Annotated in this window: 24 protein-coding genes; 4 read left to right on the top strand and 20 right to left on the bottom strand. The window is 41.7% G+C overall.

The features are described from left to right. Nucleotides 1-58 precede the first annotated feature (58 nt). From pepB (BTN98_RS01470) to trmJ, 11 genes are all read right to left on the bottom strand, one after another. Nucleotides 59-1,336 (bottom strand): aminopeptidase PepB, encoded by a 1,278-nt coding sequence (gene pepB / locus BTN98_RS01470; RefSeq protein WP_060999011.1) that lies wholly within the window; start codon nt 1,334-1,336, stop codon nt 59-61. A gap of 108 nt (nt 1,337-1,444) precedes the next feature. Beyond that, a complete protein-coding gene (gene pepB / locus BTN98_RS01465) occupies nt 1,445-2,728 on the bottom strand; it encodes an aminopeptidase PepB (protein WP_060999009.1) in 1,284 nt (427 codons plus the stop codon). Between the two features lie 146 nt (nt 2,729-2,874). Next, the gene (iscX, locus tag BTN98_RS01460; protein WP_060999007.1) at nt 2,875-3,072 is read right to left on the bottom strand and encodes a Fe-S cluster assembly protein IscX; all 198 of its coding nucleotides are present in this window, start codon (nt 3,070-3,072) and stop codon (nt 2,875-2,877) included. Nucleotides 3,073-3,193: 121 nt separating this feature from the next. After that, a complete protein-coding gene (gene fdx / locus BTN98_RS01455; RefSeq protein ID WP_060999006.1) occupies nt 3,194-3,532 on the bottom strand; it encodes an ISC system 2Fe-2S type ferredoxin in 339 nt (112 codons plus the stop codon). Nucleotides 3,533-3,534: 2 nt separating this feature from the next. Beyond that, a complete protein-coding gene (gene hscA, locus BTN98_RS01450) occupies nt 3,535-5,388 on the bottom strand; it encodes a Fe-S protein assembly chaperone HscA (RefSeq protein WP_060999004.1) in 1,854 nt (617 codons plus the stop codon). 33 nt (nt 5,389-5,421) lie between these two features. After that, nucleotides 5,422-5,937 carry a co-chaperone HscB gene (gene hscB, locus BTN98_RS01445; protein ID WP_060999042.1) on the bottom strand — a complete coding sequence of 172 codons (516 nt, stop codon included), beginning with the start codon at nt 5,935-5,937 and terminating at the stop codon, nt 5,422-5,424. 88 nt (nt 5,938-6,025) lie between these two features. After that, nucleotides 6,026-6,349, bottom strand: coding sequence for an iron-sulfur cluster assembly protein IscA (iscA, locus tag BTN98_RS01440; protein ID WP_060999002.1), 324 nt, complete (start codon nt 6,347-6,349; stop codon nt 6,026-6,028). 16 nt (nt 6,350-6,365) lie between these two features. Then, entirely contained in the window at nt 6,366-6,752 is a 387-nt protein-coding gene (gene iscU, locus BTN98_RS01435; RefSeq protein ID WP_060998999.1) for a Fe-S cluster assembly scaffold IscU, read from the bottom strand. Nucleotides 6,753-6,785: 33 nt separating this feature from the next. After that, nucleotides 6,786-8,000: an IscS subfamily cysteine desulfurase gene (locus BTN98_RS01430; RefSeq protein WP_060998997.1), complete on the bottom strand. Its 1,215-nt coding sequence runs from the start codon at nt 7,998-8,000 to the stop codon at nt 6,786-6,788. 31 nt (nt 8,001-8,031) lie between these two features. Continuing rightward, nucleotides 8,032-8,547, bottom strand: coding sequence for a Fe-S cluster assembly transcriptional regulator IscR (gene iscR, locus BTN98_RS01425; RefSeq protein ID WP_060998996.1), 516 nt, complete (start codon nt 8,545-8,547; stop codon nt 8,032-8,034). A 109-nt stretch (nt 8,548-8,656) separates the two neighbouring features. Then, nucleotides 8,657-9,397: a tRNA (cytosine(32)/uridine(32)-2'-O)-methyltransferase TrmJ gene (gene trmJ, locus BTN98_RS01420; RefSeq protein WP_060998994.1), complete on the bottom strand. Its 741-nt coding sequence runs from the start codon at nt 9,395-9,397 to the stop codon at nt 8,657-8,659. 244 nt (nt 9,398-9,641) lie between these two features. On the opposite strand from trmJ, the gene suhB reads away from it, so the two are divergent. Beyond that, a complete protein-coding gene (gene suhB / locus BTN98_RS01415; protein WP_060998992.1) occupies nt 9,642-10,442 on the top strand; it encodes an inositol-1-monophosphatase in 801 nt (266 codons plus the stop codon). Between the two features lie 133 nt (nt 10,443-10,575). Here suhB and secF read toward each other — a convergent pair whose 3' ends face one another. From secF to queA, 5 genes are all read right to left on the bottom strand, one after another. Beyond that, entirely contained in the window at nt 10,576-11,523 is a 948-nt protein-coding gene (gene secF / locus BTN98_RS01410; protein WP_060998990.1) for a protein translocase subunit SecF, read from the bottom strand. Between the two features lie 12 nt (nt 11,524-11,535). Beyond that, a complete protein-coding gene (secD, locus tag BTN98_RS01405) occupies nt 11,536-13,389 on the bottom strand; it encodes a protein translocase subunit SecD (RefSeq protein ID WP_060998989.1) in 1,854 nt (617 codons plus the stop codon). Nucleotides 13,390-13,425: 36 nt separating this feature from the next. Continuing rightward, on the bottom strand, nt 13,426-13,764 hold the full coding sequence (gene yajC, locus BTN98_RS01400) for a preprotein translocase subunit YajC (RefSeq protein WP_060998987.1): 339 nt from the start codon (nt 13,762-13,764) through the stop codon (nt 13,426-13,428). Nucleotides 13,765-13,790: 26 nt separating this feature from the next. Further along, the gene (gene tgt / locus BTN98_RS01395; protein ID WP_065190122.1) at nt 13,791-14,960 is read right to left on the bottom strand and encodes a tRNA guanosine(34) transglycosylase Tgt; all 1,170 of its coding nucleotides are present in this window, start codon (nt 14,958-14,960) and stop codon (nt 13,791-13,793) included. 249 nt (nt 14,961-15,209) lie between these two features. After that, nucleotides 15,210-16,262, bottom strand: coding sequence for a tRNA preQ1(34) S-adenosylmethionine ribosyltransferase-isomerase QueA (queA, locus tag BTN98_RS01390; protein WP_060998983.1), 1,053 nt, complete (start codon nt 16,260-16,262; stop codon nt 15,210-15,212). Nucleotides 16,263-16,525: 263 nt separating this feature from the next. On the opposite strand from queA, the gene BTN98_RS01385 reads away from it, so the two are divergent. Further along, nucleotides 16,526-17,023 (top strand): CBS domain-containing protein, encoded by a 498-nt coding sequence (locus BTN98_RS01385; protein ID WP_060998981.1) that lies wholly within the window; start codon nt 16,526-16,528, stop codon nt 17,021-17,023. A 60-nt stretch (nt 17,024-17,083) separates the two neighbouring features. Here BTN98_RS01385 and aceA read toward each other — a convergent pair whose 3' ends face one another. From aceA to BTN98_RS01370, 3 genes are all read right to left on the bottom strand, one after another. Continuing rightward, nucleotides 17,084-18,391: an isocitrate lyase gene (aceA, locus tag BTN98_RS01380; RefSeq protein WP_060998979.1), complete on the bottom strand. Its 1,308-nt coding sequence runs from the start codon at nt 18,389-18,391 to the stop codon at nt 17,084-17,086. A 38-nt stretch (nt 18,392-18,429) separates the two neighbouring features. Further along, a complete protein-coding gene (gene aceB / locus BTN98_RS01375) occupies nt 18,430-20,043 on the bottom strand; it encodes a malate synthase A (protein WP_060998978.1) in 1,614 nt (537 codons plus the stop codon). A gap of 679 nt (nt 20,044-20,722) precedes the next feature. After that, complete coding sequence (locus BTN98_RS01370; RefSeq protein WP_060998976.1) at nt 20,723-21,625, bottom strand: hydrogen peroxide-inducible genes activator; 903 nt, start codon at nt 21,623-21,625, stop codon at nt 20,723-20,725. Nucleotides 21,626-21,757: 132 nt separating this feature from the next. On the opposite strand from BTN98_RS01370, the gene BTN98_RS01365 reads away from it, so the two are divergent. Continuing rightward, nucleotides 21,758-22,369, top strand: a complete 612-nt coding sequence (locus tag BTN98_RS01365; protein WP_060998974.1) for a peroxiredoxin C — start codon at nt 21,758-21,760, stop codon at nt 22,367-22,369. Nucleotides 22,370-22,603: 234 nt separating this feature from the next. Further along, entirely contained in the window at nt 22,604-23,344 is a 741-nt protein-coding gene (locus BTN98_RS01360) for a copper homeostasis protein CutC (RefSeq protein ID WP_060998972.1), read from the top strand. An 88-nt stretch (nt 23,345-23,432) separates the two neighbouring features. Here the strand turns inward: BTN98_RS01360 and phoU are convergent, their stop codons facing one another. Beyond that, nucleotides 23,433-24,140, bottom strand: a complete 708-nt coding sequence (gene phoU, locus BTN98_RS01355) for a phosphate signaling complex protein PhoU (RefSeq protein WP_060998970.1) — start codon at nt 24,138-24,140, stop codon at nt 23,433-23,435. Nucleotides 24,141-24,142 lie beyond the last annotated feature (2 nt).

The raw sequence follows: 24,142 nt of genomic DNA, 5'->3' as shown, positions 1-24,142 counted from the left end.
CCTTTTGAGTCTAGTTGCTGTCCATTTAGTTAGTATCCACTGATAGTGGTTCATTACTTTACAACAGTAATCCTGCAATATTAGCAATACCTAAGCCCGTTGCACCGACTGCCCAACGTGGATCCGCGCTGTCACGATAACACGCTGCTAGGTCGAAATGAATCCAACCACAATTATCGGTATCAACAAAGCGCGATAAAAATCCTGCCGCATTTGAAGCCCCACCCATGCCACCACCTTTTTGAACGCGACTATTGGCGGTATCTGCAAATGCAGACGGACAGTAATCTTGATGCCACTTTTCAAGTGGTAATGGCCACGCAGGTTCATTGACTAATTCTGATAACTGTTGAGCACGAGCTAACAATGGTTTATCAAAACCAAAAATCGCATTGTAGTCACTACCAACCGCCATCATGGCTGCGCCTGTTAACGTTGCTGCATCAATAATTAATGGAGCTTTGGTTGCAGAAGCAAGCAATAAGCCATCGGCTAATACTAATCGTCCTTCAGCATCAGTATTTACTATTTCAACAGATACTCCATTGTTATACGTTAACACATCGCCCAGTTTATAAGCATCGCCTGACACCATATTTTCAGCACAACAAAGAATAAGTTTGACCCGTTGAGCTAAACCTTGTGCAATAGCATACCCTAATGCAGCAGTAACTGTTGCTGCGCCCCCCATGTCACATTTCATACTGACCATGCCAGCACTTGGCTTTAAGCTATAACCACCTGAATCAAAGGTGATCCCCTTACCCACCAAACAAGCGTTAATCGGTGCATCTGGATTACCAGTAGGGTTATAGTCAAGTTCTAGCAATACCGGTGGATGTTGACTTCCGCGACCGACACTATGAATACCAATCCAACCGTCAGCGAGTAACTCATCACCCACAATCATCTGTGCACTGATATCATCGCCACCAATATCAGATAAAAACTGCACCGCAGCTTGGGCTAATTTTTGTGGATAAATGCTATCAGGACCAGTATTAATCAAGGTTCGCGCCCAGTCATGGCTATGTCGACGCGCATTTAACAGTTCAAGTTCATCTTCATCAATCGATGCCCACTGGATCGTGACGTTATCCATAGTCGCTGCAAAACCGCAATAAAATGCCCATTGACGTTCATAATTCCAACTATCACCTTTTAAACTCACAGCAGTGATAGATTGAGTCTGAATTTGACGTCCTGCTTGCTGAATACGACGCAAACTAAATGTATCACCATAATGCACAGTAACACTGTCAGTTTGGTAACTGATTAAGGCATTAATACCCCAAGGGGCGCGTGCGGGCTCTTTTGATAAATTCACTGTCAACATTATTGATAACCTATTGTTTTATTTATAGTCTATATTTTTCATTTGGCGTAATTTAAATATAAAAAAGCCCTCTTAAACGGTTTAAGAAGGCTTTTTGTTGGCAGAAAATTATTGCGCTAAAATACGTGCTAGTGTTTTTACACCCATTCCGGTTGCGCCTGCTGCCCATTGGTCATTAGCACTCTTACGGAAAGTACCGCTGGCATCAATGTGCATCCAACCTTGTTGATAATTTTCAACAAAATAAGATAAGAATGCCGCTGCTGTACTTGCTCCTGGCATAAAGTCACCGCTTGAAATATTCGCTAAATCCGCAAAATTTGATGGCAACATATTACGATGAATTTCAGCCAATGGTAGTGGCCACATGCCTTCACCTTCTTGTGCTGCTGCCGCTAATGCTTGGCGCGATAAGTCTTGATCAAAACTCAATAATGCATGGTAGTCATTGCCCAATGCCATTTTTGCTGAGCCGGTTAACGTCGCACAATCAATGATCAACTCAGGATTTTGGCTATTAGCGTACATTAAACCATCAGCTAACACTAATCGACCTTCAGCATCGGTATTAAGTACTTCAACTGTTTTTCCGTTTTTATACTTAATGATATCGCCAAGTTTTAATGCACGGCCTGAAATCATATTCTCAGCACAACATAGAATCAGTTTAATTCGCTTATTAAGCCCACGCGCCATCGCTAACGCTAATCCTCCCGTCGCTAAAGCTGCACCGCCCATATCCGCTTTCATTGCTGTCATACCCGTAGAAGGCTTAATGCTATAACCACCGGAATCAAAGGTAATACCTTTACCAACAACACAAGCGAAGACTGGCGCATTCGCATCACCGGTTGGGTTGTAATCTAAACGTAGCATCGCCGGGCGGTGATCAGAACCACGACCAACGGCATGAATACCATTCCAACCTTCATCTAATAAATCATTACCTTTAACGATTTTATAGGTAACATGTTCAGGAGCTAATGATTTAATGAACTCACCAGCACGAGCAGCCAATTGTGAAGGCGCAACTACATCTGCGGGTTGGTTAATAATATCGCACACCCAATTAATGGTTTTGATCCGTGCTTGCAATTCCGCTTCATCAAGCGCCGGTAAGGCCGACCACTGCACAGTATTGTTTGCTTTAGGATTACGGTAGCCTTGTAAGAACGCCCAAATTGCATCTAAGCCCCATGCCATGCCGGTTAAATTAACGGCTTTAATGCCTTGCGCGTCCAACCGACGACCAGCACGTTGAATATCGCCAAAAAGATCATTGGTCGTGACATGAATCACACAGCCTTCAGCACCAAAACTAATTAATGCATTGGTTCCCCACTGTGAACCTGCAGCTTGATGAGAAAGACCCACAGACATTATGGTAGACATTGATACGCTCCTTGATAAATATCACACAGCCAAAGCAATGAAACAAAGCTGATCACTGCGTTATTGTTATTCTATTTTTTCTCTAATAAGACTATGCTTATCAACCTTGAGAGGCAACAATAAAACAGGATTTTTCGGTATAGTGATTATTGCTCGTCAATCCAACACATCTGTACGGCTTCTAAAATCTTTTCATTGCAGTGATCAATATCATCATCAAATTCATCCAATGCAATAATCCACTCGCGAAGATCAGTAAAGCGAACTTGGGTTGGATCAACATCAGGGTGAAGTTCAATCAACTCAATGGCGATATCACGCGAATCAATCCATTGTAAGCTCATAATAAATCCTCATTTTTTTAATAAAAATAACAAATAAACTTAACTATCACTTGAATAAATGACCCTAATCAATAGCTAAAAAAATAGGTCACCACAATGGCGACCTATTTAGCTGTTTCGATTAATGTGCTTCGGAAGCAAGATTGACCGTATAACGTGGAATATCAACCACTAAATCTTCATCTGCTACACATGCTTGGCAGCTTAAGCGAGATTCAGGCTCCAGTCCCCATGCTTTATCGAGCATATCATCTTCAAGTTCATCGCTCTCATTTAGAGAGTCAAACCCTTCACGAACGACAACATGACACGTTGTACACGCACAAGATTTTTCACACGCATGCTCAATTTCAATACCATTGCGCAATGCAACATCTAGGATTGTTTCGCCAGATTGTGCGTCTAAAATTGCGCCTTCAGGGCAATGTTCTTCATTAGGTAAAATTATAATCTTAGGCATGCTTAAACCTCATCAATAGACTGACCAGCTAACGCTTGACGAATAGATTGATCCATTCGGCGTGACGCAAATTCTTGGCTGGCCTTATCAGTTTTCTTAATTCCTGCTTCAATTGCACGAGTATCTCCACTCTGACGTAATTGAACCAGTTCCATCATTACAGTTTCTAACTCATCGCGCTCTTGAACACTTAATAAGGTTTCACCATCTGTAGCCAATGCAGCGATTAAGCCCTCAAGTACACGATCAGCTTCAACCTGTTGTTCCGCTAACGCACGCGCATCTTTATCATCTTGAGCAAATGTCATTGAATCGCGGAGCATGGTTGCAATCTCATCATCAGAAAGACCATACGATGGCTTCACTTGAATTGATGATTGCACACCGCTACTTTTTTCCATTGCTGTTACCGACAACAAACCATCCGCATCCACTTGATAAGTGACACGAATATGAGCAGCACCTGCCGCCATTGGGGGAATACCCCGCAAGGTAAATCGAGCTAATGAACGGCAATCATTCACCATTTCACGCTCACCTTGAACAATGTGAACCGACATCGCTGTTTGGCCATCTTTAAAGGTGGTGAATTCTTGAGCGCGCGCCACTGGTAACGTAGTGTTACGTGGAATAATTTTCTCAATCATTCCGCCCATGGTTTCAATGCCTAATGACAATGGGATCACATCAAGTAGCAACATCTCTGAGTCGGGTTTATTACCCACCAGAATATCAGCTTGAATAGCTGCACCAATCGCAACCACCTGATCAGGGTCAATCGAGGTTAATGGCGTTTTACCAAAGAAAGTACCCACTAATTCACGCACTAATGGTACGCGGGTTGAACCGCCGACCATCACGGTTTCAATCACGTCATCAATAGTGATATCAGCATCTTTAAGTGCACGACGACATGCAAATAGGGTTTTTTTAATTAATGGGGTTACTAGTGTATTAAATTGCTCACGAGTGATGTCTCCCTGCCAACCTAGTACATTGATGGCAACGCTATCAGCGTTACTCAAAGCCACTTTAGCTTGTTGAGCAGCATCGTGTAATTCACGACGTTGTTGCGGGGTTAATACTTCCGTTAACTGAGCTTGAGTTAATATCCAATCAGCAATTAGCTGATCAAGATCATCACCACCTAATGCAGAATCACCACCGGTCGCTAATACTTCAAACACACCTTTAGACAGACGTAGAATCGAAATATCAAACGTACCACCACCAAGATCATAAACAGCAATTACACCTTCTTGACCAGAATCAAGACCATAAGCAATGGCTGCTGCCGTTGGTTCATTAAGTAAGCGCAAAACATTTAAATTGGCTAACTTAGCCGCATCTTTTGTACCCGCTCGCTGAGCATCATCAAAATAAGCCGGCACGGTGATCACAACACCTTCAAGATCGCCGCCTAAGCTTTCTACTGCACGCTGACTTAATGATTTTAAAATTTCAGCAGAGATTTGCACCGGATTCATCGCACCTTGGCGAGTCACTAACTGCGGTAAGCCATTTTCTGATGCGGTAAATTGATAAGGTAATTGCGGATAACGTTGCTCAATATCAACCAATGAGCGTCCCATAAGACGTTTTACCGATAAAATAGTATTGACAGGATCACGTTGCGCATACGCACGCGCAGCATCTCCCGTTAACACATGTTTGTCAGTATAGTGAACTACTGAGGGTAAAATTGAACGTCCTTCAGCATCTTTTAATGTTTCTGCAACGCCACTACGGACAGTTGCCACTAATGAGTTTGTCGTCCCTAAATCAATACCTACCGCTAATTTTTGTTGATGCGGTGCTGCACTTTGACCGGGTTCAGAAATCTGTAAAAATGCCATTATCATTCCTGTCTAAATAACGCAAGTTGCTGATTAGTCAAATAATGATTCTTCAAGACGTTCGACTTCATCACGCAACTTAACAATAAACTTTAACTTACGTACTGCATCTGCAGCTTCAAACCAATTTTCTTGATTAAGCAATTGTGCCAGCTTATGTAGCTGTTGTTGATACATAATTGCAGCTTGTTGTTCAAAATCTACTAATGCAGATTCAGGATCAGCACGCTCAGAAATCGCCTCTAATGCTTCCCGCAGCTCCATTTGCTGCATCAAGAAATCCATATCTTGCAGTGTCTTTTGCTCACCACGAATATCTTCATCACGTTCAGCAAGCATATATTCCGCACGAGAAACAGGGTTCTTTAACGTTTGAAAAGCATCGTTAATCTGAGCCGCTTTTTGTACCGACAATAATCGATCACGTTCAGATGCTGTAGCAAAGTTATCTGGATGGAATCGACGTTGTAACTCACGGAATTGTGTTGCCAATAAACCGCCATCAACATCAAATTGAAACGGCAATCCAAATAATTCGAAATGATTCATAATCGCAACCATATATAAAAAATAAACCTGACAACTCACTCGCCATAATGGCGACCAGCAGCCAGGTTTAATAAAACACTATGCGCAATTATACGTTGAAGCTTTCACCACAACCACATTCGCTAGACACGTTAGGGTTATTAAATTTAAAGCCTTCATTAAGGCCCTCTTTGGCGAAATCAAGCTCGGTACCATCTAAGTAAACCATGCTTTTAGCATCAACGATAATTTTTACGCCTTGCTCTTCAAAGACCTGATCCCCTTCGTCAAGGTTATCAACGAACTCAAGGATATACGCCATACCCGAACATCCTGAAGTGCGAACTCCGAGGCGCAAACCGATGCCTTTGCCACGGTTAGCTAAAAAACTCGATACGCGACTTGCAGCCGCTTCAGTGATAGTAATGGCCATACTTCAAACCTCAGAATTATTTTTGTTCGTGTTTCTTCTTATAATCGCTAACTGCTGCTTTAATTGCATCTTCTGCAAGAATTGAACAGTGAACCTTAACTGGCGGTAACTCAAGCTCTTCTGCAATTGCAGAGTTCTTAATTGATGCCGCTTCGTCTAATGTTTTACCTTTCACCCACTCGGTGATCAGTGAACTTGATGCGATAGCAGAACCACAACCGTAAGTTTTAAACTTTGCATCTTCAATGATGCCTTCTTCAGTCACTTTGATCTGAAGTTTCATTACATCGCCACAGGCTGGTGCACCCACCATACCGCTACCAATGTTTTTATCGTCGTTGTCAAATGAACCCACGTTACGCGGATTTTCATAATGATCGATGACTTTTTCACTATATGCCATGATAAATTCCCTCGAATAATGTCTAACCGCAGATTAGTGGTGTGCCCACTCAACCGTATCTAAATCAATGCCGTCTTTGAACATATCCCAAAGAGGTGACATTGCACGTAGCTTGTCGACTGCTTGTTTAATTTGAACTACAGCGTAATCAATTTCTTCAGCCGTTGTGAAACGACCAAAAGAGAAACGGATTGAACTATGTGCTAGTTCATCATTTAGGCCTAATGCACGTAGTACATAAGAAGGCTCTAAGCTCGCAGATGTACATGCAGAGCCCGATGATACTGCAAGATCTTTCAATGCCATTAATAATGACTCACCTTCAACAAACGCAAAACTGATGTTTAGGTTGTTGGGAATACGGTGCTCAATATCACCATTGATAGACATCTCTTCGATACCTTCAAGGCCTTTTAGCAAACGCTCACGCATATCAACAGCGTGTTGGTAATCTTGTGCCATTTCTAGCTTAGCAATACGGAATGCTTCGCCCATACCAACAATTTGGTGTGTCGGTAGAGTACCAGAACGGAAGCCACGTTCATGACCGCCGCCGTGCATTTGCGCTTCAAGACGAATACGAGGCTTACGACGTACATATAATGCACCAATGCCTTTAGGACCGTAAATCTTGTGCGCAGAAAATGAGATTAAGTCCACTTTCATTGTTTGAACATCAATCGGCAGCTTACCTGCAGATTGTGCAGCATCAACATGGAAAATTGTCTTGTTTTCACGACAAATTTCACCAATGGCAGCGATATCTTGAACAACACCAATTTCGTTGTTCACATGCATAATAGAAACCAGCACAGTATCTTCACGCATTGCGTCGCGTAGTTTAGCCAAATCAATAAGACCATTTGATTCAGGCTCAAGGTAAGTTACCTCATAACCTTCACGCTCTAATTGACGACATGGGTCAAGAACCGCTTTGTGCTCAGTTTTACATGTAATAACGTGCTTACCTTTCTTATTGTAAAAGTGGGCAGCACCTTTAATTGCAAGGTTATCAGATTCTGTAGCACCTGATGTAAACACAATTTCACGGGGATCGGCGTTGATTAGCTCAGCAATATACTCGCGAGCAGTATCAACCGCTTCTTCCGCTTGCCAGCCATAACGGTGTGAACGTGACGCAGGATTACCAAACGTACCATCCATTGTTAAACACTGAACCATTTTATCAGCAACACGTGGATCAACAGGGCAAGTTGCAGAGTAATCAAAATATATTGGCAGTTTCATTTTCTTCTCCGAAAACACGAACGTCTGGTCTCTAGGAGCGGACATCGACACCGATAGGGGCGCTGTCGTGTGATTTTTTATTTGCAAATGATGTTTTATTATTACCTTGTAGGATTACATCCTGACGATCAGCAATTGTTTGTACATCATTATCCTTCATCAGCTCACCAAGAGTGATGTTATTTAAAAATCCGCTGATGCGATCACTGAGATCATGCCATAAGGTATGAGTTAAACAACGAACACCACCTTGGCAACCACCTTTACCTTGACACTTAGTGGCATCAACTGATTCATCTACTGCTGCGATAACCATACCAACAGCAATATTGGCGGCATCTTCACCGAGGCGATAACCACCACCTGGACCGCGAACACTTGTTACTAAGCCCGCTTTACGAAGACGCGAAAAGAGTTGCTCTAGGTAGGACAACGAGATCCCTTGACGTTCTGAAATATCAGCCAACGGTACTGGTCCATTATGTGAATGCAATGCTACATCTAACATTGCCGTCACTGCGTATCTTCCTTTTGAAGTCAACTTCATAACATGGCTACCTACTTGAATTTATAGAGGCAGTCTCTCATACCCGACCAATTTGGTCAAGTATTTAACCCACTAAAACAGTAGGTCTTTCGCTGGCTTGCGAAAGCAGTTATTTATTGTTCTTCTCTAAGGTTTCAATCGTCTTTTCTACTGACGACAGAATGCCGCGTAAAATATTTAGTTCCTGCTGCTCAGGGCGAGCGCGGGTAAACATACGGCGTAATTTTACCATTACCATGCCAGGGTGATTTTTATTAATAAATCGCGTTTGGCTGGTCACTTTTTCAAGATGCTGATAAAACCGTTCAAGTTCATCAGCACGTGGGTATTCATCAACAACCGCTGTAGATTGATGCTTAGTCGCATCAAGGTATGCCATACGAACTTCGTAGGTTACCGTTTGAACTGCCATCGCAAGGTTCAATGAACTATATTCAGGGTTAGCTGGAATATAAACATGGCAATGACATTTTTGTAATTCTTCATTAGTCAGGCCAGTACGCTCACGGCCAAATAATATGGCTACTGGGTGCTGTTCAGACTCTGTAATAACTTTAATGCCATTTTCACGAGGATCTAATTGTGGCCACTCTAAGGTGCGAGAACGTGCACTTGAGCCAACAACTAATCCGCAATCCGCAACGGCTTCATCTAATGTTTTTACAATTTTAGCGTTCTTAACCACATCGGCGGCACCGGCTGCTAAAGCAATTGTATGACTGTCAATTTCACAGGCGGGATCAACAAGAACAAGGTTGGTTAACCCCATTACTTTCATTGCGCGAGCTGCAGAACCGATATTTCCAGGATGTGACGTGCCAATGAGGACAACGCGAATTTTATCTAACATGATGTCGCTATATTCCAGTCTAATTTAACGCTCAGAGATAGTAGCACAGCCATAACAAAAATGAAGAAAACATGTCTATTTGATGGTTGTTATTAGTTATTACTGTCATCAATAAATAAAATACCGTCATTATTCATTTTTTCAGCACTCGCTAACGTCGAAAAAATAACCACTTCCTTTTTTTTATAGCTCTGTTATACTCGCCGCCGCTTTTTAGTTCTTTAACATCCGTTGGGAAAATCCTATGCATCCGATGCTTAATATTGCCATTCGCGCTGTGCGAAAGGCTGGTGACCATGTCATTAAATCTCTAGAAAAACCTCAATCTATTGAGGTTGCTAATAAAGGTAATGATGTTGTTACCAATATCGATCATGAAGCAGAAGCTATCATCATCGAGACAATCCTAAAATCTTACCCTGATCACTGCATCATTGCAGCTGAGTCTGGTACGAAAGAAGGACGTGACAAAGAGTGTCAGTGGATTATTGACCCAGTGGATGGCACCAAGAACTTCGTTCGCGGTTATCCTCACTATGCAGTTTCTATCGCACTACGCATGCGTGGTCGTACAGAAGTTGCTGCAGTTTACGACCCAGCTCGTAACGAACTATTCACGGCTACTCGTGGTGCAGGCGCACAACTTAATAGCCTACGTCTACGTGCATCTCAGCCACGTGATCTAACAGGTACTGTGTTAGCAACAGGTCTTCCTTTTGCTGCTAAACAACACGCTGAAAGCTACCTAAAAATCCAAAATGCTTTATTTGTAGAATGTGATGACATGCGTCAATCAGGTTGTACTGCATTGGATCTTTGTTACCTAGCTGCTGGCCGTGTTGACGGTGTATTCAAGTTAGGCCAAAAGCCTTGGGAACTTGCTGCTGGTGAATTAATCGCGCGTGAAGCTGGTGCTATCTGTGCTGACTTTACGGGTAACACTAACTACCTAACGACTGGTAACATTGTTGCTGGTAACGCACGTGTAGTTAAGCCAATGCTTGCTAAAATCCGTGAATTCGGTAGCGACGCTCTGGCTAAGTAATCATTGATTACAACCCGCTAATAAAACGCCCTGCTGGTTAACAGCAGGGCGTTTTTTGTTGCCTATAAAAAACGGAGTCCGAAGACTCCGTATAATTAATGATGACTTTACCGATAGTAAAAGCTACTTACGGCTATGGCATCACATCAATTTCTTCACCTTCTTTATCTAATGGTGTCGGCATTAAGTGCTCACGGGTGATACCCAATTTAAGCGCTAACGCTGATGCCACATAGATTGAAGAGTAAGTACCGACGGTAATACCAATCAATAGTGCTAATGCAAACCCTTGAATCATTGCACCGCCTTTTAAGAACAGTGCAATAACAACAAACAAGGTGGTGCTGGAAGTAATTAATGTTCGGCTCAATGTTTGAGAAAGAGAGCTGTTCATAATTTCTTTAGCGGTTTGTTTGCGCATCTTACGGAAGTTTTCTCGAATACGGTCAAACACCACGATAGTATCGTTAAGTGAATAACCCACTACCGTTAGCAATGCCGCCACAATCGTTAAATCAACTTCAATTTGTAGAATCGAAAAAATACCAACGGTAATGATAATATCGTGTGCCAATGACAACACCGCACCTGCGGCTAAACGCCATTCAAAACGCACTGATACATAAAGCAAAATACACAGTAAAGCGATAAGAATCGCCAAGCCACCCGCTTCGGCTAATTCATCACCCACATTAGGGCCGACAAATTCTATTCGACGCATTTCAACTTGCTGACCTGTACCAGTTTTTAGGGCATCAATGATCTGGTTACCCAGAATTTCGCCTTTAATTCCATCACGAGGTTGCAACCGCACCATCACATCACGCGCAGTACCAAAGTTCTGCACGATAGCATCGCCAAAGCCTGATTTTGCCAATGACTCTCGAATTAACGGTAAATCGGCCGGCTCTTTAAAGCTCACTTCAATCAGCGTACCGCCAGTAAAGTCTAAGCCCCAATTCAAGCCTTTGGTTGATATTGTTGTAATAGAAGCTGCAATCATCATTAGCGAGAAAATAAACGCTAATTTTGACCAACGCATAAAATCGATAACTTTATCGCTATTTAATAACTGTTTCATTTATGCGTCCTCCTAGATTGACAACTTATCTATGCGTTTACCGCCATAGATTAAGTTAACCACAGCACGAGTACCGACAATTGCGGTAAACATCGAGGTTAAAATACCGATCGATAATGTCACTGCAAAACCTTTAATTGCACCTGTACCGACAGCAAACAAAATAATTGCTGTCATTAAGGTGGTGATATTGGCATCGGCAATGGTACTAAACGCATTGGCATAACCTTGTTGGATCGCTTGCTGAGGGCTTCGACCTTCACGTAATTCTTCACGAATACGTTCAAAGATAAGCACGTTCGCATCAACGGCCATACCGACGGTTAATACAATACCGGCAATACCTGGCAAGGTCATGGTTGCACCAGGAATCATCGACATCACACCAATAATCAATACCAGATTCATCATCAATGCACAGTTGGCAATTAAACCAAAACCACGGTAGTACAATAAGGTAAATAGCATTACTGCAACCATCCCCCAGATACACGCCTGAATACCCATATCGATATTTTGTTGACCCATAGATGGGCCAATTGTACGTTCTTCAACGATCGAAATAGGCGCAATCAAAGCACCAGCACGTAACAATAGTGCAAGGTTATGTGCTTCTGGTTGAGAATCAATACCTGTAATGCGGAAGTTACGTCCAAGTGCCGTTTGAATGGTCGCTTGGTTGATCACTTCTTCGTGCTTTTCAAGTATCACTTTACCTTCAGGTGTACGATTACCGCTGTCTTTGTACTCAGTAAATACTGTCGCCATTAATTTGCCGACATTATTACGTGAAAACGCCGTCATTTTGCTGCCGCCTTCAGTATCTAGCGAAATATTCACCTGTGGACGACCATATTCATCTGCACTTGAGGTTGCATCTGTAATATGAGAACCCGCTAGAATAACGCGTTTTTTCAATACTGCTGGACGACCATCACGGGTCATCTTCACTTCACTGCCCGCAGGTACTCGTCCTGCTGCGGCTGCACCAAGATCAGCATTACTATCAACTTCACGGAACTCAAGCGTAGCGGTTGCACCTAAAATTTCTTTCGCGCGCGCAGTATCTTGAACACCAGGTAGCTCAACCACAATCCGGTTAGCGCCCTGACGTTGTACCAATGGTTCGGCAACACCTAATTCATTAACACGGTTACGTAAAATAGTAATGTTTTGCTCAACAGCATAATTGCGAATTTCTTGAAGACGCGCTTCAGAAAAACCAGCTGTTAAAACAAAACGTCCTTTGGTATCAGTTTCAGTAAATACCATATCAGGATGAAGTGGCTCTAATACCGCTTTTGCTTGCTCTAATTGAGCAGCATCACGTAAACGTACAGAGACCGTTTGTTTGGTTTTATCGATGGCACGATAGCGAATTTTCTGTTGGCGTAGTTCAGCTCTGAAGGTTTCTTCTTGCTGGCCTAATAGTTTTTCCATCGCCGCATCCATATCCACTTCCATAAGGAAATGAACACCACCACGCAAATCAAGACCAAGCTTCATTGGTGTAGCACCAATTGCTTCTAGCCAAGACGGTGTTGAAGGTGCGAGATTGAGTGCAACAATATAGTTGTCACCTAATTCACTATTTAGAATATCGCGAGCGCTGATTTGAGTATCAGTATCGTTGAAGCGGACCAGTATTGAGCCTTTTTCAAAAACAACTGACTTATAAGGGATATTGTTCTTTTTTAAATCTTCGGTGACAGTATCCAAAGCGCTCATAGTAACTGAGGCGCCACGCGCCCCAGTTACTTGAATCGCTGGATCTTCACCGTATACGTTGGGAAGTGCATAAAGCAAACCTATAATTAGTGCGAACAACACTAATAAGTTCTTCCACAGAGGGTATCGGTTAAGCACTGCTATGATCCTTCAAAGCGAATGTTTTTTAGCGTCTTATAGAGACTTCATTGTGCCTTTTGGCAAAACTGCAGTAATGAAGTCTTTTTTGATAGTTACTTCAGTATTGTCGTTTAGCGCAAGAACGATGTAATCACTTTCAGATGATGACTTAGTAATGCGGCCTAAAAGACCACCGTTAGTCATTACTTCATCGCCTTTACTCATAGAGCTCATTAGCGTCTTGTGTTCTTTAACACGCTTAGCTTGTGGACGGTAAATCATGAAGTAAAAGATAACAGCAAACAGACCCAGCATAATGAATAACTGGTACGGTGAACCACCTTGAGCAGCGCCTTCAGTTGCTGCATGTGCTTGAGAGATAAAAAAGCTCATTTATAACGTCCTCGATTTATTATGATTTATACAATTTGTAATGGTGGAACTTCACGGTCACGACGCGCGTAGAATTCTTCTACAAATGCATCGAAACGATCTTCTTCAATCGACTTACGAATACTTGCCATTAAACGTTGGTAGTAACGTAAGTTGTGAATAGTATTTAAGCGAGCACCTAGAATCTCATTACATTTATCTAGGTGATATAAATACGCTTTTGAATAATGACGACAAGTGTAACAGTCACAATCAGGATCTAGTGGTGTTGTATCTGTTTTATGTTTCGCATTACGGATCTTGATCACACCGCCAGTCACAAACAAGTGTGCATTTCGCGCATTTCGCGTCGGCATTACACAGTCAAACATGTCGATACCGCGACGTACACCTTCAACTAGGTCTTCAGGCTTACCTACACCCATTAGGTAACGAGGCTTGTCTTCTGGTAGTTGTGGACATGTGTGCTCAAGAATACGGTGCATGTCTTCTTTTGGCTCACCAACCGCCAAACCACCAACAGCATAACCATCAAAGCCAATCTTCGTTAGACCTGCAACTGACACATCACGTAGATCTTCGTACACACCACCTTGAACAATACCAAATAGTGCATTTGGATTTTCAAGCTTATCAAAGTGATTACGGCTACGTTGAGCCCAACGAAGAGACATCTCCATCGACTTTTTAGCTTCATCGTGAGTCGCTGGGTATGGCGTACATTCGTCAAAGATCATTACGATATCTGAACCAAGGTCTTTTTGAATTTCCATCGACTTTTCAGCGTCCATGAAAATCTTGTCACCGTTAACAGGGTTACGGAAATGAACACCTTCTTCAGTGATTTTGCGTAGTGCACCAAGGCTAAATACTTGGAAGCCGCCTGAATCGGTTAAGATTGGGCCTTTCCATTGCATAAAATCATGCAAGTCGCCATGCATCTTCATCACTTCTTGTCCAGGACGTAACCATAAATGGAACGTATTACCTAGAATGATTTGAGCACCAGTATCTTCCACTTCTTCAGGTGTCATGCCTTTTACAGTACCGTAAGTACCTACAGGCATAAATGCTGGTGTTTCTACTGTTCCACGTTCAAACTGCAAACGACCGCGACGTGCGCGACCTTGAGTTTTATCTAATTCAAATTTCACAAGACCTCCAAAAGCCAGAGAAACAATCTGACAGGTTCCCATTACAGGATTAAGCCCCACAGGCGATTGCCTGATCAGCCACAAAAATAATGGCCGTATAACGACCATTGCTACTGACAACCTCAAATTACTAGCAATGATAGTAACGTTCAGCCGCAGCAAAAAGCATTTATTATGTTGTAAATTCTACAGAAATAAATTTATCTCATGTAGCAGAGGCAACAAAGGCTGCAATTGTAACAAAAAGCAGCCTAAATACTTAATTTTTAATAAGTGTTAACGTAATCAATATCACATATTTTTACGGGTAATAAACATCGAATCGCCGTAACTAAAGAAACGATATTGATTAGCAACCGCTTGATGATAAGCATTCATCGTATGCTCATAACCAGCAAATGCACTTACCAACATAATTAAGGTTGACTCTGGTAAGTGGAAGTTAGTGATTAATACATCCACTAACTGGAATTGGTAACCTGGGTAAATAAAGATTTCAGTATCACCAAAAAATGGTTTTAGTTCAGTGCCATTTTTAACCGCATCTTGCGCCGCACTTTCTAATGAACGTACTGACGTGGTACCCACAGCAATAATACGACCACCATTAGCACGAGTTTGATTAACCGCAGTCACCACTTCTGGTGGTACTTCAACATATTCAGAGTGCATGTGATGATCATTAATGTCATCAACACGTACCGGTTGAAAAGTACCTGCGCCAACATGGAGAGTTACAAAAGCAAAATTAACCCCTTTGGCTTTTAAATCAGCCATCAGTTTATCGTCAAAATGCAAACCCGCCGTTGGTGCAGCGACTGCACCAGGTTTAGCGTTATATACCGTTTGGTAACGCTCTTTATCGGCATCTTCGTCGGGGCGATCAATATAAGGCGGTAAAGGCATATGCCCTACCTGATCTAAAATTTCTAGCACCGTTTTATCACTGTTAAAACGAATTTCAAACAGTGTATCGTGGCGGGCAACCATTTCGGCAGAAAACTCACCATGCTCACCTAATAATAATTCATTACCAGGCTTTGGTGGTTTAGATGCGCGTACGTGAGCCAAAATAGATTTATCATCTAACATGCGCTCAACTAACACTTCAATTTTACCACCAGACGCTTTATGACCATACATACGCGCAGGAATAACACGGGTATTATTAAAAACTAATAAATCCCCAGCCTCAACGAGGTCTAACACATCTTTAAAACCTTTATGTGCTAATTCACCGCTATTGCCCGTCATATGTAGCAAACGACTCGCAGTACGCTCAGGTTGTGGGTAGCGAGCAATCAGCTCGTCTGGTAACTCAAAATCAAAATCAGAAACTTGCATCGTAATACGCCTTCAATAACAGCAGGCAGGCATTATACTTAACTCCACCAAAGATGCGAAACCCCGAGACAATTAAAGCGTATTTTCGATAATAAAACCGATGCCGAATAATCGCCGCTGTCTTGATTTACACATAATCGCTAACAGTTAATCATTGGTGACATTTAAAATTTATGACCATGATCATGGGATAGCCACCAATAATTCGCTACATTCAAATCAGGAAAAGACAATTAGCAATCGTATAAAAACAGGAGGTTTCTATGTTTACTGTTGCCGATATGATGACCCCCAAACCACATACATTATCTCGCAATGATTCTCTACTTGATGCTAAAGAGATGATGCAAACCCTATCTATTCGCCATATACCGATCACCGATCATAATCATCATCTCTTAGGATTAATTTCTCAACGCGATGTGCTTGCCGCTCAAGATTCTAATTTAAAATCCGTGATTGCCAACCATAGCAACTCACCGCTAGACGTATTACTGGAACATTGCATGAATCGTGATGTTTTTAGTGTGGATAGCCATGCTGGCCTTAAAGAAGCGGCACTGTATATGCAAAAACATCAGATTGGTTGTTTACCTGTGGTTGATAATCAGCAACTGGTCGGCATTATCACCAACAGTGATTTTGTTGCCATCGCCGTGACATTACTTGAAATGCAAGATGAAGTAGATCCGCTAGAGCAAGAACTAGATCGCCTTGATGATCTGAATGATATTGGTGATATCGACATCGAACGTGACTGATAAGCACGATCAAAAAGGGAGCATTATGCTCCCCTCGATAAATAAATCATTTATCAACGATTACTTAAACTGTTCTTCTTCGGTTGACCCTGTCAGCGCTGTTACTGACGAGTTACCGCCTTGAATAGTATTGGTCATGGTATCAAAATAGCCCGTTCCCACTTCCTGTTGATGAGCAACAAAGGTATAGCCTTTATTTGCAGCTTCAAACTCAGGACGCTGTACTTTTTCAACATAATGACGCATACCTTCGCCTTGCGCATAAGCATGTGCTAACTCAAACATGTTAAACCACATATTATGAATACCCGCCAGCGTAATAAACTGGTATTTATAACCCATGTCGGCTAATTCTTGTTGGAATTTAGCGATGGTTTCAGCGTCTAAATTCTTTTCCCAGTTAAACGATGGTGAACAGTTATACGCTAATAACTGATCCGGGTATTGCTCATGAATCGCTTCAGCAAATTTACGTGCTTCTTCTAAACAGGGTTTTGCCGTTTCACACCAAATTAAATCGGCATATGGTGCATAAGCTAAACCACGTGCAATGGCTTGATCAATACCAGCACGAACACGATAAAAACCTTCGGCAGAGCGATCGCCGATAATAAAGTCTTTATCATATGGGTCGCAATCTGATGTTAGCAAATCAGCCGCATTAGCATCGGTACGTGCAATCACTAAGGTTGTGGTGCCAGCAACATCCGCCGCTAAACGTGCGGCAACTAATTTTTGTACCGCTTCTTGAGTCGGCACTAATACCTTGCCGCCCATATGACCACATTTTTTCACTGACGCTAATTGATCTTCAAAGTGCACTCCAGCCGCACCTGCTTCAATCATATTACGCATCAATTCATAAGCATTGAGTACGCCACCAAATCCGGCCTCAGCATCAGCAACAATCGGTAAGAAATAATCGACACCGTCTGCTGGTGAACCACCATTTGACCATTGAATCTGATCAGCTCGACGGAAAGAGTTATTGATACGCTTCACCACCGCTGGCACTGAGTCAACTGGATATAACGACTGATCAGGGTACATGGCAGAAGCGGTATTATTATCAGCAGCAACTTGCCAGCCTGATAAATAAATAGCTTCAATACCTGCTTTAGCTTGTTGGACAGCTTGTCCCCCAGTTAGAGCACCTAAACAGTTCACATAGCCTTTTTTCGCACTACCATTGACCAATTCCCATAATTTATCAGCGCCTCGTTGAGCGATAGTATTTTCAGGAATAAATGAACCACGAAGATTAACAACCTCTTCAGCAGTATAAGTACGTTTCACGTGTTTCCAGCGTGGATTTTCAGCCCAATCTTGTTCTAGGGCTGCAATTTGTTGTTGGCGAGTTAATGTCATAATAATATCCCTCTAGTCAATATGGTGGTAATCCGTTATTACACTAAATAGTCATAACCTTTTAAGGTTAAGAAGTTATCTAACTCATCACTGGTCGCTAAGTGCGACATCAAATACGTCGCCTCTTCAAAACGACCATTCTCAATTCGTTCTTGGCCTAACTCTTGCTGCAATACTTGCATTTCTTCAGTTAACATTTGTGTAAATAATGCCTTAGTCACCACTTGACCATTGGATAGCGTTTTACCGTGTTTTATCCACTGCCAAATTGACGCACGTGCTATTTCCGCGGTGGCAGCATCCTCCATTAAGCCATAAATAGGCACACAACCATTACCCGAGATCCATGCTTCAATGTATTGTACAGCCACGCGAATATTGTGCCGCATTCCAGCTTCTGTACGCTCACCATCACAAGGAGCTAATAATTCTGCCGCAGTAATAGGCGCATCTTGTTCACGACTCACATTCAATTGGTTAATGCGTTGATCAAGTACATCATCAAAAATTGCGCGGGCGGTATCAGCTAACCCCGGATGCGCGACCCAAGTACCATCGTGGCCATTATTGGCTTCAAGGGCTTTATCCGTTTGAATCTTATTTAATACCCATGCTTGTTGCTGAGGGTCTTTAGCTGGAATAAAAGCAGCCATGCCTCCCATTGCTAATGCACCACGGCGATGACAAGTACGAACAAGTAACCGTGAATAAGCATTTAGAAAAGGTTTCTCCATGGTTACCACTTGGCGATCAGGCAAAATACGCTCAGGGAAATTACGTAAGGTTTTTATATAACTGAAAATATAATCCCAACGACCGCAGTTTAATCCCACGATATGTTCTTTGAGGTTAAATAGTATTTCATCCATCTCAAACGCAGCCGGTAAGGTTTCAATTAATACCGTAGCCTTGATAGTGCCACGGGTTAATCCAAATTCATCTTCGGTAAAACTAAAGACATCGCTCCACCAAGCAGCCTCTCGATATGCCTGTAGCTTTGGTAAATAAAAATAAGGACCACTGCCTTTGGCTAAAAGTGCTTGATGATTGAGATAAAAATACAACGCGAAATCAACTAGTGCGCCAGGAATCGGCAGCCCATTCCAAAGAATATTTTTTTCAACTAAATGCAGACCACGAACACGGCAAATCAATACCGCTGGATCATCATCAAGCTGATAATGTTTACCGGTTTGAGGATGGGTATAGCTAATGGTGCCATTGACCGCATCACGCAAATTTTGGTGGCCATCAATAATGGCATTCCACGATGGTGAAAAGGAGTCTTCAAAGTCAGCCATAAATACTTTTACGTTAGCATTTAAGGCATTTATCACCATTTTACGATCGACTGGACCAGTAATCTCTACGCGGCGATCTTGTAAATCGTGAGGAATATTTTGTATTTTCCACTCAGCCTCTCTGATAGCACGAGTGTCTGATAAAAAATCAGGTAGTTGGCCGCGATCAATCGCTAATTGCTGTTGTTCACGCGCCTCTAACAATAACGGTACTCGATCAGCGAAGCGTTCAACTAACCGCTCAATAAACGCTAACGCATCGGCGGTGATAATCTGTTGTTGCTGCTCTGTTAGAGGTTGCTGCAGTAATAACTGAGTATGATCATTTGCTTGAATGGCTGTTTCTATCATATGCGCCTCCAGCATGTAACTTAATCACCACTTTTATCAATAATAAAAGCAATGACTCCCTGTTAAACAAATTAAAGCATATATTTACGTTGCCGTAACAGTAGTAGGAATGCAAATAAATAACCGCATTTAAAAACCCACCACAAAACATAAAAAGACTAAATATCAATTAGTTAAAAATAAAATAGGAATGTGTAAAATACTAAATTCACAAAAATCTTAGCTATTTACTCGGAATTTAAATTTATATTCAAATAATGGTTTTTTGTATGTGGTTACGTAATTTAATTACATAAACAACGATAATAATATTTATTAAAAATCGCGTTTAAAACAGGAAGTGATATTCAAAAAATATATAAATGCATGATAAAAAACATAATTAATTATTAAAAAATAACAAAATGAAACAGGTTGCACCAAATGTTTGGAAGAGGAAAAAGAATTAGTTTGCAAGATGAAACAAATTTATTCAACAAAACAGCACGTTATAGATAAAACACTCGATAATAGAATCTTTTACTCATTGTTAAAAAAACAGTTTATTGCTCTGAAAACCACCAACAATAACCATTGCCAATATAATGCCTACAAAAAAGCCCAAATAATCATAATAACCGCCCTTGTCATTATTATGATTCGTTCAGGCTTTTATCATACCACTCGCAATTAAACCGCCTTACAGTAAGCCTTTAACAATCTCACCCAACTTTTCAAATACAACAGTACGGCTTGATGTTGGTCGCCACACTAAACCAATTTCACGGTATGCATCCTGACCTGGCGGCTCAATAACCACTAAATTTTGATTTTCTAAAATGCCGTGTTTAATTGCCATTTCAGGAATGAATGTCGTTCCCAAGCCATTGGCAACCATTTGCACTAAAGTATGCAAACTGGTTGCCGTAAAAGGATTTATTTTTTCTTTTGAGGTTAATTCACACGCAGAAACTGCATGCTCTGTTAGACAATGTTCTTTCTCTAATAAGAAAACCGATTTATCGGGTAAATCAGCATAATGTAATGGTATGGTTACTGAAGCTACTTGGTTTTTACTTATCACCATTTTAAATCCATCACGGCCAACGACCTTGCTCGACATGCCATGAATATCAACCGGTAGCGCTAAAATTAGCACGTCCATTTCACCATGCTGAAGTGCTTCTAATAAATTAACGGTCGTATCTTCACGCAAGAGTAAATTCAGCTTGGGGTATAAAATATTGACTTGCTGCACTAAGCCGCACAATAAAAAAGGGGCGATAGTTGGAATACAACCTACCCGTAATGGGCCTTCCATGACATCACCACTGCAACGAGAAAGCTCGACTAAATCACGACTACACGCTAATAGCTCACGTGCCCTATCGACAACTTGTTCACCCATAGAAGTAAAGACTAAGGTTTTCGCTTTAGTGTCACGTTCTACTAAGTGACAATCAAGTAACTCCTCAAGATTCTGAATACCAGAACTTAATGTCGACTGGCTCACAAAACACCGTTTAGCTGCCTCGCCAAAATGATGGGTTTCCGATAGAGTAACTAAATAATGGAGTTGTTTAAGTGATGGGAATTTATTCATCGTATTTTTCGATTACTTCAATCTATTTATTCTGCTTTTTTCAATTTAACAGTTTAGCTATAGTTTGTCTTGTCCAAGTATGGCGTCATCCCTAAAAGGTTGACAATACCCGAATATTTAAGGAGCACCAAAATGGTACTAGTAGGTCGTCAAGCACCAGATTTTACTGCTGCAGCTGTTTTAGGTAACGGCGAAATTGTTGATTCATTCAACTTTGCAGAATTTACTAAAGGTAAGAAAGCTGTTGTTTTCTTCTACCCACTAGACTTCACTTTCGTATGCCCATCAGAGCTAATTGCTTTTGATAAGCGTTTTGAAGATTTCCAAGCGAAAGGTGTTGAAGTGATTGGTGTTTCAATTGATTCACAGTTCTCGCACAACGCATGGCGTAACACTGCTGTTGAAGACGGCGGTATCGGTCAAGTTAAATACCCACTAGTTGCTGATATTAAGCACGAAATCTGCAAAGCTTACGATGTTGAGCATCCAGAAGCGGGTGTTGCTTTCCGTGGTTCTTTCCTTATCGATGAAGATGGCTTAGTTCGTCACCAAGTAATTAACGATCTACCACTAGGTCGTAACATCGATGAAATGCTACGTATGGTTGATGCATTGAACTTCCACCAGAAGCACGGCGAAGTATGTCCTGCACAGTGGGAAGAAGGTAAAGCAGGTATGGATGCATCACCAAAAGGTGTAGCAGACTACCTATCTGAGCACACTGCAGACCTAGGTAAGAAATAATTACCTGTAACACCATGCTCACGGTGTTATAAATTGCATTAGTGCTACATAGAGCCAAAGTCAGCTCAAATAAAAATAGAATGAGGCTCGGAATATACCGAGCCCTTTTTTTATCTGTTTTTTACTCGATCGTTTCGTTTTCAACCTACCGCACATTATTCATCACCGCTGTTCGCCCCGACTACAATTATCTTCTACACTGAAACTCCTCTTTTACAATATCGTTAATTATCAATGACTATTCAACTTGAAGTTTGTATCGATAATCTTGAATCACTCCATTATGCCAAGCAAGGTGGAGCAACTCGAATTGAACTGTGCTCCTCGTTAGCACTTGGTGGACTCACACCTAGCGCTGGGTTTATGCAGGCAGCAGCTAAATATGCCACAGTTCCCGTTTATGCAATGATTCGCCCTCGCCAAGGTGACTTTCTATTTAGTAATGAAGATGTTGAAATCATGCTCGCAGATATTTATGCGGCTAAGCAGGCTCGACTGCAAGGGGTTGTAGTTGGCGTATTAACACCACAGAGCTTGGTTGATAGCGACATTTTAAGCAGTCTTGTTAAACAAGCTCAAGAAATGGGGGTTACTTTTCACCGCGCGATTGATCAATGTGTTGAGCCAATGGCGGCACTTGATACCATTATGGCAGCGGGTTGTGAACGAATTCTCACTTCGGGTTTACAAGCCAATGCCTATGACGGTATTAGTATGATTAACCGCATGCATCAATATTGCGGTGAACGGTTAAAGATTATGGCTGGTGCTGGGGTTAATAGTCATAATGTACGTGAAATTATTGCTCGTACAGGAATTAATGAGGTTCATCTTTCGGGTAAAACCACCCGTCCAAGCCAGATGATCACTGTTGCAAAACAAGCACATATGGGCAGTACTGATATTGATGATTTTGAAATTCCGATCACAGGCGTAGAAAATATTGCCGCGGTGGTTGCTCAACTTAAATTGTGATAACACTCATTAGTTATCATTAAATCGGGACGTAATAGCTCATCACGTCCCGTTTACTATTCACCACGACGGCTTTACTTTCGTAGTGCTACAACATGTTTTTAATGTCTTCTGGATTAGTGTGGCGAATATCTTTGCCTTGCACAAAATAGATAATATATTCGCAGATATTTTGACAACGATCGCCGACTCGCTCAATTGAACGTGCAGCCCACATCACCTTCATCACATTAGGAATAGAATTAGGCTCTTCCATCATATAGGTCATTAATTGGCGTATGATCGCTTCATATTCACGATCAATACGGTCATCTTCTTGATAGACTTCAATCGCAGCTTTAACATCCATCCGTGCAAAAGCATCAAGCGTTTCATGCAGCATTCGCACTGCATGTTGACCTAACGATTCCAATGACACTAATAAGTTATATTGCTTATTGGTGAAATTCTCAGATGCCACTTTAGCAATACTTTCGGCAACATCACCAATCCGCTCTAAATCAGTAATAGTTTTAATGATTGCAATCACCAACCGTAAATCACTGGCCGTTGGTTGGCGCTTAGCAATAATACGAGTACACGCTTCATCAATCGCAACTTCCATTGCATTAACTTTATGATCGTCTCTAATCACGCGTTTGGCTAGTTCTTCATTTTGTTTATGCAGCGCTTTTAAACTATCGGCTAACTGTTGCTCAACCAAGCCCCCCATGGCTAATACATGGGTACGAATACTTTCTAATTCATGGTTAAACTGACCAGAAATATGACGGCCAAGGCTAATTGTATTTAACATTG

This window comes from Photobacterium aquimaris, assembly GCF_002954455.1.
Taxonomy (GTDB): domain Bacteria; phylum Pseudomonadota; class Gammaproteobacteria; order Enterobacterales; family Vibrionaceae; genus Photobacterium; species Photobacterium aquimaris.
This window is presented reverse-complemented; position numbering and strand designations above follow the sequence as displayed.